The following is a 12023-nucleotide window of genomic DNA, read 5'->3' on the forward strand; positions in this document are numbered from 1 at the left end:
CTCACACCATATATCCAAGACCTTTTCGCGTGATGATAAAATCCACAAGGCCTGCCGCCTCCAGTTTTTTGCGAAGGCGTGTAATGTTTACGGTCAGGGTGTTGTCATCCACAAAGCTGTCACTTTCCCACAGTTTTGTCATAATGGCATCTCTGGATACCGGTTTCCCTGCCTGGGAAAAAAGCAGTTCCAGGATACGCAGTTCATTTCTGGTCAGTTCCGTCTCCTCCCCGTTCCAGGTCAGTGTCGCTCTGGAAAGATTGAGAACCGCGCCTTTATGTTCCAGGACATTTCCCGGGTTTCCGAAGGAATAGGTTCTGCGGAGGATTGCCTGGATCTTGGCCACCAGTACGTCCATATCAAAAGGCTTGGCAATAAAGTCATCGGCTCCACGGCTCATGGCCATGACCATGTTCATGTTATCCGCTGCGGAGGAGATGAAGATCACCGGCACCTGGGAAACCTTTCGGATTTCCTCACACCAGTGAAAGCCATTATAAAATGGAAGTTTCAGATCCAGAAGAACAAGCTGAGGATCTTTCCCCGCAAATTCCTGCAGTATATTGGAAAAATCCTCAGCCAGAAAAACGTCATATCCCCAGGAACTGAGATGCTTTTTCAGAAGATTCGCGATTGTTTCGTCATCTTCTACAATAAAAATACGATACTTCATTCCTGTTTGTCCCTTTTATGCGATTGATTACGCCTCTGCTTCTCCATCCGGATCTACCAGGCGGTTCAGAACCTGGAATCCATTGTTACGGAGAACACTCTCTGCAACCAGAAGATCCTCACAGTGCATGATCGCTACCGGAACTTTCAGGCCTCTGTGGAAGAAGGTGTAGATGTAATGAAGGTTTACGTTGCTGTCGCCCATGACACTAAGAAGCTTGTCTAACCCACCGATCTCATCCTGAAGGTCTACCAGTATAGCCTGTGTGATACGAGTCATGTATCCATGCTCAGCCATGATCTCATCTGCTCTTTCCGGATTGTCGCATACCATACGGAAGTTTGCAAACTCCGGTGCGTCAAAGCAGCCGAAACCGTAGATATCGATCTGATTCTCTGCAAGAATCTTTGTAACTTTCTGAAGACTGCCTGGAGTGTTTTCTACGAAGACGATGTTCTGTTTTACCATAATAATTTTCCTCTTTTCTGTTATTCTTTTTTATTTTCTTTTTTTATTTTAGCATGAAATTTGGTGGAAGTGAATCCCTTCCCCAGCGGGGCCCTTCCGGGATGGAGCGTTTCGCGTATACATTCATACGTTAAAGCGTAACGCTTTTAATCATTAAATTCAGGTATAAGTATACCCATCTCGACATGAAATGTCAACCATCTTTTCCAGGCCCCAAATCTCAAACATAAAATATCATAACATAAAATTCCCAATATAAAAAAGGCCAGACACACATCCAACAGACATGCGTCCAGCCATCCATTTTTTACTTACAGTTATTTTGGCAAAAAACTCAATCCAACTCTTCGTCTACATACTTCTGTATATTAGAAGCATTCACATACTTCCTAACCTTCGCCCCGTCAGTAATGACAAGCGTCGGGGCCTGACGGATCCCATACTGCTTGACAAGCTCGGGATTCTGCTCAGCATCGATGATCTCCAGTTCTTCGCCTTCCAGCATTTTCTTTGCCATACGGCAGTTCGGACAAGTGCTGGTCGTAAAAAGATATTTATGAGATTCCACAGGCTGGATCTCCACCTCGTCACCCTTCATGGTCATCACACTGGTGTGGACCTTTTTCAGATGGGAATGGGTAATATCATAGAGGGTACGGTTCTTGTACTCCTGGGTCTTACCATCGTTCCAGTTCTGTACAGGACGGTAATATCCTGTGATACGGCTGTAAACCTCAGCCTTCTTTCCACATTTCGGGCAGGTGAAATGCTCGCCGCTGATGTAGCCATGCTCCTGACATACAGAATAGGTCGGTGAGATGGTGTAATAGGGCAGGCGATAATTCTCTGCGATCTTACGTACCAGCGCTGCCGCTGCCTTCCAGTCCGGAAGCTTCTCCCCAAGGAATGCATGGAATACGGTTCCTGAAGTATACAGAGTCTGCAGATCGTCCTGAATATCCAGTGCGTCAAAAATATCCGCAGTGTAATCAACCGGCAGATGAGAGCTGTTTGTGTAATACGGAGTGTCGCCCTCTTTTCCCGCTGTTTTGATATCCGGATAACGGCTTCTGTCGTGTTTGGCAAGACGGTATGCAGTGGACTCTGCCGGTGTTGCCTCCAGGTTGAAAAGCTCTCCCGGATACTGTTCCTGATAGTCTGAAAGACGGTTTCTCATATGCTCCAGAACCTCTTTTGTAAACTTCTGGGTTTCCGGATCTGTCATGTCTTTTTTCAGCCAGCAGGCATTTAAGCCCGCTTCGTTCATTCCCACAAGACCGATGGTAGAAAAATGATTGTCAAAGCTTCCAAGATATCTCTTCGTGTACGGATACAGTCCCTCATCCAGAAGCCTGCTGATCACATCTCTCTTGATATGAAGAGATCTTGCGGAGATATCCATCATGTGGTCCAGGCGCTGATAAAATTCCTTCGGCGTTCTGGAAAGGTATGCGATACGCGGCATATTGATGGTAACAACGCCTACAGAACCTGTACTCTCACCGGAGCCAAAGAATCCACCACTCTTTTTGCGGAGCTCACGGAGATCCAGACGGAGGCGGCAGCACATGCTGCGGATGTCGCTTGGCTTCATATCACTGTTGATATAATTGGAAAAATACGGAGTACCGTACTTGGAAGTCATCTCAAAGAGAAGACGGTTGTTCTCGGTATCAGACCAGTCGAATTCCTTTGTGATGGAATAGGTCGGGATCGGATACTGGAATCCACGTCCGTTGGCATCTCCCTCGATCATGGTCTCGATAAATGCCTTGTTGACCATATCCATTTCTTTCTTACAGTCCTTATATTTGAAATCCATGTCCTTGCCGCCTACGATAGCCGGAAGCTCTGCAAGGTCGTCCGGAACGGTCCAGTCCAGTGTAATGTTGGAAAATGGTGCCTGAGTGCCCCAGCGGCTTGGAGTATTTACGCCATATACAAAGGACTCAATGCATTTCTTAACCTCTGGATAGGAAAGGTTGTCTGCCTTTACAAAAGGTGCCAGATAAGTATCAAAGGATGAAAATGCCTGTGCGCCCGCCCACTCGTTCTGCATGATACCCAGGAAATTCACCATCTGGTTGCAGAGTACACTTAAATGCTTTGCAGGTGCAGAAGTGATCTTACCCTCAATACCACCAAGTCCCTCTCGGATCAGCTGCTTCAGGGACCAGCCTGCACAGTAACCGGTCAGCATGGACAGATCATGGATATGGATATCTGCATTTCTGTGTGCATCTGCGATCTCGTTGTCGTAGATCTCAGACAGCCAGTAGTTTGCGGTAACTGCTCCGGAGTTGCTTAAGATCAGACCTCCTACAGAATAAGTAACCGTTGAGTTCTCCTTTACACGCCAGTCCTCAACCTTTACATAGCTGTTTACGATCTCTTTATAGTCAAGGATGGTGGATTTCATATTGCGGATCTTCTCACGCTGCTTACGATAAAGGATATACGCCTTGGCAACATCAGAATATCCGGCCTGGATCAGTACGTTCTCCACACTGTCCTGGATATCCTCAACAGAAATCCGGTTGTTCTCGATCTTATTCTGAAAATCCGCTGTAACACGAAGTCCCAGAAGATCGATCATATCCGAACTGTAATTCTTACCTTTGGCATCAAATGCCTTATCAATTGCCGCGGTGATCTTCCCCATTTTAAATTCGTCTAATTCACCGTCTCTTTTTACTACCTGAAACATAAGAAAATGCCTCCCTCATGCATTTATTTATAAGCGGATATTCCATTCCGACTCACTTGCCTGCTTACGAACACACTCCGTTTCACGATCTGTGTTCAAATCGCTGTAGGCTTATTGTATCAGACACGCCTCTTTGCGTCAACATAAAAAGTACCATATATAGTGCCCGTTTTGTTCACGGTACTATATATGGTACTGAGTAGATATTTTAACATTATGTGACTTTCGGATAGATTTCCCGCGGAACTCTTGCTTTTACAGCAATCCCTCCTTCGGTATACTCTTCCGAAAGAAGCTGTCCATACTCACGGATCAGCTGGATCTGACCGGCCTCCGAATAAGGAAAAAGCCGTTCCATATAAATCTGTCCTTCTGCCAGTATCTCAGAAAGAAGCTGCTTAAATTCCTCAAGCCCCTCTCCTGTCCGTGCGGAAATCTTCAGCGTATGGTCTGCTCGGAGATCCCGAAAGCTCTCCCCGGAAACACGGTCCTGCTTGTTAAAAAGTGTGATCGTCTTTTTTCCCAGAGCACCAAGCTCTTTCAGGGTTTCATATACGATATGCATCTGTATCTCCGCCTGAGGATTGGATGCATCTACCACATGAATGATATAATCCGCATATTTGGCTTCCTCCAGAGTACTTTTGAAGGCTTCCACCAGATTGTGGGGAAGCTTGCGGATAAAGCCTACGGTATCCGTAAGAAGAAGCTGCTGTCCGTCATCCAGTGTCAGAAGACGGGTAGTCGGATCCAGTGTGGCAAACAGCTTATCCTCCGAAAGCACCGAAGCGCCTGTCAGTGTATTCAGAAGCGTTGACTTTCCTGCATTGGTATAGCCAACAATGGCTGCTGTCTTCAGATTTCCCACAGCTCTTCTGGAACGGATCAGCTCTCTGTGCTTTTCTACCTGGGAAAGCTCCTGCTTCAGTGCGGATATCCTGTTCCGGATCAGACGACGGTCTGTCTCCAGCTTTTTCTCACCAGGGCCTCTGGTTCCGATTCCTCCTCCAAGTCGCGAAAGAGAAGAAGGTAGTCCCACAAGACGTGCAGACCGGTAACGAAGCTGTGCAAGCTCTACCTGGATCTTGCCTTCACTTGTGACGGCACGCTTCGCAAAAATGTCAAGGATCAGCAGGGTACGATCCATAACCTTGCACTCCAGCTCCCGCTCCAGATTATTCATCTGGGCAGGAGAAAGCTCATCGTCACAGATCACACCATTGGCATCCAGGGCATAGAGAAGACCTTTTACCTCTTCGATCTTGCCTTTTCCGATATAGGTGCCCGGATGTACGGCCTCACGATTCTGAATGATCCTGCCTGCAACCGCCGCACCTGCCGTAACCGCAAGTTCTCCAAGCTCATCCAGGGATTCCTCCATGTCATCCCCCCGATCTGCCTGGACACCGATCAGGATAACCCTGTCCTGTATTTCCTCAAAATATTCCATATCAGCCCTCCGAAGACGTTCTGGTTTTCAGGAAAGCCCGCTCTTTTTTTGCAGCGGAATCTTCAGGGAACATCTCAATATATTCCTGGACCTTGGTCAGTGCAGTAGCAAAATCCAGCTTTTTTTCATAGGCTACGATCTCATTGAACAGAAGACTCTGCATCTCGTCTGTGGTAGCTGTCGGAAGGCCTTTTGTGATGTTATCAAGAGCGGAATCATAATCTCCGCTTCGGATATCGCACAGTGCCAGACCATTATAGCCCTTGGCGGAATCACCCACTGCGGAAATATACTGCTTGTACATTGCCTGAGCATTTTCCACATCATCCTGGGCCAGATATACCATTCCCAGAAGAAGCAATGCTTCCGTATTATCCTTCTTGGTTGCTTCCAGAAGCTCTTTTTTTGCGTTGCTGTAGTCTTCCATATAGTAGTAGACACGGCCTCTGTCACAGTGGTCCTGGGCATCCTTGGCCTCAGAAGAAAGAGCAGCTTCCAGATATCTGGTTCCGTCCGCTTCCATATCCTTGTCCAGATATGCCTCATAGATCTCGATCGCCATATCATAGGTGGAATCTTCTCCATAGGCCTGTTTGAAGTTAGATGCGGCTTCTTCGTAGGAATCCATGGCAAGGGCAACCTTTCCGGTGAGAAAATAACTGCCTGCATCCATGGAAAAATCTTCTCCAAGTGTCTGGCAGTCTGCCATGGCATCCTCGTATTTTCCAGACTTCAGCTCTGCAGTAGCCCGGTAGGACAGGATATCCTTACGAAGGCTTTTGCTTACTTTATCGCAGTTCAGAGCTTCCGTGAAGCTATTCACCGCATCCTCATATTTGCCAAGACGCAGGCTTGCGATACCTGCCCCGCGATAGGACTGTGCCAGCTTCACTCCGTTCTGGATCGAGCTCTGGTACTCCTCCAGGGCATACTTGTAGCTTCCCTGGGAAAGATCCTTTCCGGCCTGTTCATATATTTTTGTTTTTTCACTGCCGCAGCCGCCCAGAAGCAAGGCTCCTGTAACGGCTGCAAGAATCAATACGGTCTTTGTTTTTTTCATGGAATTCCTTATTCTACAACAAGCCCTTCGGCTTCCATCACATCAACAACACTATCTACATATTTATGGCAGAGATCATCCGTTCCCGCTTCTACCATAACACGGATCAGCGGCTCTGTACCACTCTCACGTACCAGGATACGTCCGTCATCGCCAAGTGCCTCTGCGGCTGCCTCAATGGCTGCTTTTACCTTTTCGTTCTCCAGTGCTGTTTTCTTGTCGGAAACACGCACATTCCGGAGAAGCTGCGGATAAACCTTCATCTCCTTTGCAAGGTCGCAGAGTGTGGCCTTCTGATCCACACATGCCTCCATGATCATAAGAGAAGTCAGGATCCCGTCACCGGTAGCGGAATAGCGGCTAAAGATGATATGTCCGGACTGTTCACCACCGATACTGTAATTGTTTTCCATCATGTTCTCAGCAACGTATTTGTCACCAACTGCAGTCTGCTCATAGTCGATGCCTTCACGCTCCAGAGACTTGTAAAGACCAAGATTGGACATAACGGTTGTTACAACTGTATTTCCGTTGAGCTGGCCTTTCTCTCTTAAATATTTGCCGCACACATACATGATCTTATCACCGTCAATGATGTTTCCGCGGTGGTCTACGGCGATACAGCGGTCTGCGTCACCATCATATGCAAAACCGATATCCAGGCCTTTATCTACCACGAACTGTCTCAGAACTTCAATGTGTGTGGAACCGCAGCCACGGTTAATGTTGGTTCCGTTTGGCTCATTGTTGATCACATAGGTTTTTGCACGAAGTGCGTCAAAAACGCTCTTAGCAATGGCGGATGAGCTTCCGTTGGAACAATCCAGCCCAACCTTGATATTTTTGAAATCATGGCATGGGATAGAGATCAGATGTCCGATATAACGGTTTCTTCCGGATGCAAAATCCACAGTACAGCCGATATCTTCTCCGGTTGCCAGCGGAAGCTCCTCGATCTCGCCGTCCAGATATGCCTCGATACGTGCTTCAATATCTGCGGAAATCTTCTGTCCGTTCTCATTAAGGACCTTGATTCCATTATCATTAAACGGATTATGGCTTGCGGAAATCATGATACCGCAGTCAAAATCTTCTGTACGTACCACATAGGATACACTTGGAGTTGTGGTTACATGAAGCAGATAGGCATCTGCTCCGGATGCGGTAAGTCCTGCCGCAAGGGCATACTCAAACATGTAACTGCTTCTTCTTGTATCCTTGCCGATCACGATCTTCGCCTTGTGATCTCTGCCGTAATACCAGCCGAGATAACGTCCCACGCGAAATGCATGATCTGCTGTAAGTTTTACATTTGCTTCACCACGAAAACCATCTGTTCCGAAATATTTACCCATAATGTTCTCCTTTATTACTGATACAGTCCTTCCGGATAAACGCCGTCATCTGTAAGTTTTTTGAATGCAGCCTGTACAGATGCCTTATCCTCCTGATAGGTAACACCGAACCACTCGTCCTTTGTCTCAAGAACATCTACCGCTGCTTTTCCGGAATGGATCAGCTGGTCGATAAGCTCAGGAAGAAGATACTCTTTTTTGATGTCTCCTTCTTCGATTCCACCAAGGAACTCAACGAAGCCTTTCTCAAGGATCTCCATAAATTCTGGTGTCAGTCCCCACATATTCATAGAAACAAGGCTCTTTGTATCCAGTGTTTCTGCTGTACCATCGTCATTTCTTGTCTCTGCGCCGTCTGCTGTCTTGAAGATGTTATGTGTCTCTGTAACGCCCACAAGCTTGCCGTCCTCAATATGGCACACTCCTCTTGTGACGCTTCCGTTGTCACTTAATGTATTTCCAAGGCGGAAACCTGCCATGCAGATGTGCATCGGGCCATCCTGCGGATGATCCTGTACCAGGTAGTCATGCACCTTTACGTAGGCTTCTTTTCCGTAGTAGTCATCTGCATTGATCACAGCGAATGGCTCGGAAAGGACTTTCTTTGCTGCCAGTACAGCGTGTCCGGTTCCCCATGGCTTGGTACGGTCCGCCGGTTTTGTAAAATTGCCCGGAAGATCGTCGATCTCCTGGAATGCATAAGCAACTTCTGTAATGTTGGAGATACGGTCTCCGATCACTTTTTTGAATTCATCTTCAAGGTCTTTGCGGATGATAAATACGACCTTGTTGAATCCTGCCTCCAGTGCATCATGGATGGAATAGTCCATAATGATCTCACCCTTCGGGCCTACCGGTGCAAGCTGCTTGATTCCTTTTCCAAAACGGCTGCCGATACCGGCTGCCATGATCACCAGTGCTGTCTTTTTCATTTTCGTTTCCTCCTGATTTATTATAATTTTTTGAACTCTGTAGCTGTAATCAGCGCTTACTCCTGTTCATTCAGCTTTGTCAGCTTTACTGCCTGGTCTGCTGCGATCAGACTGTCAATGATCTCATCCAGATCTCCGTTAAGGATATTCTCAAGACGATGAAGGGTAAGCTTGATCCTGTGGTCTGTTACACGTCCCTGAGGGAAGTTGTAGGTACGGATCTTCTCGGAGCGGTCACCTGTACCGATCTGGCTTCTCCTTGCCTCTGCCTCAGCGTCATGCTGCTTGGCAAGCTCCATCTCATACAGACGGGAACGGAGCACACGGAGTGCTTTATCCTTATTCTTAAGCTGAGACTTCTCATCCTGGCAGGAAATCACGATTCCTGTAGGGATATGAGTAAGACGTACTGCGGAGTCTGTGGTGTTGACACACTGACCACCGTTTCCGGATGCACGGAACACATCGAATTTACACTCATTGAGATCCAGATGGAAATCAATTTCTTCCGCCTCCGGCATGATCGCTACCGTACAGGTAGAGGTATGGATCCTTCCGCCGGACTCTGTCTCCGGTACTCGCTGTACACGGTGAACACCGCTTTCGTATTTCAGTCTGGAATATGCACCCTCACCCTTGATCATGAAGGTAACCTCCTTAAAGCCGCCGATGCCGTTCTCATTGAGGCTGAGCATCTCGGTTTTCCAGCGGCGGGACTCCGCGTATTTTACATACATACGATAAATCTCTGCTGCAAAAAGTGCTGCCTCATCACCGCCTGCACCTCCACGGATCTCAACGATAACGTTCTTGCTGTCGTTAGGGTCCTTCGGAAGAAGAAGGATCTTCAGCTCATGCTCCAGCTCCTCCACTCTCTTTTTTGCATCGGAAAGTTCTTCCTTCAGCATTTCACGCATCTCTTCGTCCTTCTCGCTCTCCAGCATGGAAAGACTGTCCTCGATGGTTTCCTTATTTTTCTTATATTCTTTATATGCGTCAACGATTGGCTGCAGGTCGCTCTGCTCCTTCATCAGCTTCTGAAAATGTGCCGGATCGTCGGTTACTCCCGGTTCTCCCAGCTCATTGAGAAGCTCTTCAAAACGTACCAGCAGATCATCCAGTTTATCAAACATGTATTTCCTCCTGTTTCTGTCCAAGCACCACACGGTCAAGGCCCGGCAGATCCTTTACGATCTGAACCCCGGTAAACCCGGCTGCTTTCATCATTGTACTGACTGCCTCACCCTGGGTGCAGCCGATTTCATACAGAAGCCATCCGCCTGGTTTCAGGTACCTTCCGGCCTCTGCTGTGATCTTTCTGTAAAAATAAAGCCCGTCTTCCATTCCGTCAAGAGCCTTCCTCGGATCATGAAGGCGGACTTCTTCCATCAGTGTTTCAATTTCTTCTGTTGCGATATAAGGCGGATTTGAAATAAGGATATCATATTTCCCACTATCTTTTCCACCTTTTTCACAAAAATACGGTGCTGAGAACAGATCGCTTTCCACAAAATCCGCCCGGTTCTCCACCTTTAGAATACCTGCATTCTTTTTTGCCACTTCCAGTGCTTCCGGTGAAACATCCACACCGGTCCCACAGGCATCCTGCCGTTCCAGAAGAAGGCTGAGCAGGATGCAGCCGGAGCCGGTACACATATCCAGGATCTCCGGTTTTTCCACATCCCCAAGGTGTTTCAATGCCTCTTCCACCAGAGTCTCCGTATCCTGTCTAGGAATCAGCACGTTTTCGTTTACATAAAACTCATAGCCCATAAAAAAAGCCTGATGAGTCAGCTGCTGTACAGGAATATGTCCTGCCCGCCTGTCGATCAGCGTAAGATACTCTGCTGCGGTCTCATCAGACACCGGTTCATCTCCATGCGCAAAATAATATGCCCGATTCTTTCCGGTCTTAAATTCCAGAAGGAGCCAGGCATCCAGCCCGGCTTCTTCCAATCCGTTATCTTTCAGTATTGTTGTACCTTTTTTCAGAAGGGACTCAAGAGTCTGCATTTTCTGTCTCCTCTGTCTCATATGGGATGTCCAGGTCAAATTCCTCTTTCAGATAAGCTCTCCAATCAAAAACAGCCTCAACTGCTTTAATGGCTACCTCTGCCATATCTGCAGCAGGCTCCTTTGTGGTGAATTTCTGCATGGCAAGACCTGGTTTACTCATAATGTCCGCAAATTTACTGTCTGTTCTTCCTGCCCACTGGATGATCTCAAAGGAAATCCCCGCAACTACCGGTACCATGAGAAGTCTTCCCAGCAGTCTCACCCAGTAAAACGGCACCGCCACAAACATAAAATGCAGCACAATACTTACCAGCATGACCAGAAACAGAAAGCTTGTTCCACAGCGCTTATGAAGCCTGGAGCTCTTTAACACATTCTCTACCGTCAGAGGCAGACCATGCTCCACACAGTTGATACATTTGTGCTCCGCACCGTGATACATAAATGTCCTCTGGATATCCTTCATTCTGGAGATCAGGAACATATATCCCATAAACAGTGCCAGCTTCACAAAGGCTTCCACTATGGTGACCAGAAATTCCGAAGCACCTACCCCTCGGATCAGACTGGCCAGTACATACGGAAGAAACATAAAAGCAGCCACAGAAACCACCATGGAGATAGCTACCGTAATGTAAAGAAGCCACTTGAACTGCTTATCCTCTTTGGCTTTCTTTGCAGAACGCTCTTCTTCTGTAAGCTGCTCATTCTTCCTGGCTGTTTCCTCATCTTCCTCGTCTCCTGCGATCTCCGCAGAATACATCAGGCATTTCGTGCCTACCACAAGAGAATCCACAAAGCTTACCACACCACGGATGATCGGTTTCTTCAGAAATGCGTGATTTCCGAAGATACATTTATAATCCTCTACCTTCAGCTCGATCTCCTGGTCCGGGCGGCGCACTGCGATAGAATATTTGTCCTTGTGGCGCATCATGATGCCTTCCATGACCGCCTGTCCGCCGATATTCGATGATCTCATTCATTCTCTCCTGTGCAAATTTAAAATTTTTCAGTTAAAGAAAGGTTGAGATTTCCCAACCTCAACCTTCTCATTTCCTGTATTCGCAATAATTACTTATTCAGGCCGTATTTCTTGTTGAACTTATCGATACGTCCACGAGCCTGTGTAGCCTTCTGCTGTCCTGTGTAGAACGGATGGCATTTGGAACAGATCTCAACATGGATGTCCTCTTTAGTAGAACCTGTTACGAAAGTGTTTCCGCAGTTGCAGGTTACAGTTGCCTGATAGTAGTTCGGATGGATTCCTTCTCTCATGATTTTCACCTCTCTATATATTTAATATTTAGGCGTTTGCGAAACGCCACAAGCCGCATAAATACGGCATTTTTTGTTACCTAT

Annotated in this window: 11 protein-coding genes; all 11 read right to left on the reverse strand. The window is 47.2% G+C overall.

Features of this window, described 5'->3' with window-relative positions; translation table 11 throughout:
* Position 1: 1 nt before the first annotated feature.
* Positions 2 to 673 carry a response regulator transcription factor gene (locus tag NE671_RS07645; RefSeq protein WP_022426863.1) on the reverse strand — a complete coding sequence of 224 codons (672 nt, stop codon included), beginning with the start codon at positions 671 to 673 and terminating at the stop codon, positions 2 to 4.
* 27 nt (positions 674 to 700) lie between these two features.
* The gene (locus tag NE671_RS07650) at positions 701 to 1141 is read right to left on the reverse strand and encodes an ACT domain-containing protein (protein ID WP_015526141.1); all 441 of its coding nucleotides are present in this window, start codon (positions 1139 to 1141) and stop codon (positions 701 to 703) included.
* Between the two features lie 334 nt (positions 1142 to 1475).
* Positions 1476 to 3848, reverse strand: coding sequence for a ribonucleoside triphosphate reductase (locus NE671_RS07655; RefSeq protein WP_173740599.1), 2373 nt, complete (start codon positions 3846 to 3848; stop codon positions 1476 to 1478).
* Positions 3849 to 4062: 214 nt separating this feature from the next.
* The gene (hflX, locus tag NE671_RS07660) at positions 4063 to 5298 is read right to left on the reverse strand and encodes a GTPase HflX (protein ID WP_256163835.1); all 1236 of its coding nucleotides are present in this window, start codon (positions 5296 to 5298) and stop codon (positions 4063 to 4065) included.
* 1 nt (position 5299) lies between these two features.
* Complete coding sequence (locus NE671_RS07665) at positions 5300 to 6358, reverse strand: tetratricopeptide repeat protein (RefSeq protein WP_022426860.1); 1059 nt, start codon at positions 6356 to 6358, stop codon at positions 5300 to 5302.
* Between the two features lie 8 nt (positions 6359 to 6366).
* Positions 6367 to 7713, reverse strand: a complete 1347-nt coding sequence (gene glmM / locus NE671_RS07670) for a phosphoglucosamine mutase (RefSeq protein WP_015526146.1) — start codon at positions 7711 to 7713, stop codon at positions 6367 to 6369.
* Between the two features lie 14 nt (positions 7714 to 7727).
* Positions 7728 to 8645 carry a nucleotidyltransferase family protein gene (locus NE671_RS07675; RefSeq protein WP_147603297.1) on the reverse strand — a complete coding sequence of 306 codons (918 nt, stop codon included), beginning with the start codon at positions 8643 to 8645 and terminating at the stop codon, positions 7728 to 7730.
* A gap of 56 nt (positions 8646 to 8701) precedes the next feature.
* Positions 8702 to 9778 (reverse strand): peptide chain release factor 1, encoded by a 1077-nt coding sequence (gene prfA / locus NE671_RS07680; RefSeq protein ID WP_015526148.1) that lies wholly within the window; start codon positions 9776 to 9778, stop codon positions 8702 to 8704.
* Positions 9771 to 10658, reverse strand: coding sequence for a peptide chain release factor N(5)-glutamine methyltransferase (gene prmC, locus NE671_RS07685; protein ID WP_022426857.1), 888 nt, complete (start codon positions 10656 to 10658; stop codon positions 9771 to 9773). The genes prfA and prmC overlap by 8 nt, the downstream gene beginning before the upstream one ends.
* Positions 10645 to 11643 (reverse strand): DUF1385 domain-containing protein, encoded by a 999-nt coding sequence (locus NE671_RS07690; protein WP_015526150.1) that lies wholly within the window; start codon positions 11641 to 11643, stop codon positions 10645 to 10647. Before NE671_RS07690 ends, prmC begins: the two co-directional genes overlap by 14 nt.
* Positions 11644 to 11735: 92 nt before the next feature.
* On the reverse strand, positions 11736 to 11939 hold the full coding sequence (rpmE, locus tag NE671_RS07695; RefSeq protein WP_015526151.1) for a 50S ribosomal protein L31: 204 nt from the start codon (positions 11937 to 11939) through the stop codon (positions 11736 to 11738).
* Between the last annotated feature and the right edge of the window lie 84 nt (positions 11940 to 12023).

The organism is Blautia sp. DFI.9.10 (assembly GCF_024461705.1).
Classification (GTDB): domain Bacteria; phylum Bacillota; class Clostridia; order Lachnospirales; family Lachnospiraceae; genus Blautia_A; species Blautia_A fusiformis.

What these genes read in the sequence shown, in the direction of transcription:
- NE671_RS07645 (WP_022426863.1), bottom strand. Translation starts at nt 673, where the DNA reads ATGAAGTATCGTATTTTTATTGTAGAAGATGACGAAACAATCGCGAAT.
- NE671_RS07650 (WP_015526141.1), bottom strand. Translation starts at nt 1,141, where the DNA reads ATGGTAAAACAGAACATCGTCTTCGTAGAAAACACTCCAGGCAGTCTT.
- NE671_RS07655 (WP_173740599.1), bottom strand. Translation starts at nt 3,848, where the DNA reads ATGTTTCAGGTAGTAAAAAGAGACGGTGAATTAGACGAATTTAAAATG.
- hflX (WP_256163835.1), bottom strand. Translation starts at nt 5,298, where the DNA reads ATGGAATATTTTGAGGAAATACAGGACAGGGTTATCCTGATCGGTGTC.
- NE671_RS07665 (WP_022426860.1), bottom strand. Translation starts at nt 6,358, where the DNA reads ATGAAAAAAACAAAGACCGTATTGATTCTTGCAGCCGTTACAGGAGCC.
- glmM (WP_015526146.1), bottom strand. Translation starts at nt 7,713, where the DNA reads ATGGGTAAATATTTCGGAACAGATGGTTTTCGTGGTGAAGCAAATGTA.
- NE671_RS07675 (WP_147603297.1), bottom strand. Translation starts at nt 8,645, where the DNA reads ATGAAAAAGACAGCACTGGTGATCATGGCAGCCGGTATCGGCAGCCGT.
- prfA (WP_015526148.1), bottom strand. Translation starts at nt 9,778, where the DNA reads ATGTTTGATAAACTGGATGATCTGCTGGTACGTTTTGAAGAGCTTCTC.
- prmC (WP_022426857.1), bottom strand. Translation starts at nt 10,658, where the DNA reads ATGCAGACTCTTGAGTCCCTTCTGAAAAAAGGTACAACAATACTGAAA.
- NE671_RS07690 (WP_015526150.1), bottom strand. Translation starts at nt 11,643, where the DNA reads ATGAGATCATCGAATATCGGCGGACAGGCGGTCATGGAAGGCATCATG.
- rpmE (WP_015526151.1), bottom strand. Translation starts at nt 11,939, where the DNA reads ATGAGAGAAGGAATCCATCCGAACTACTATCAGGCAACTGTAACCTGC.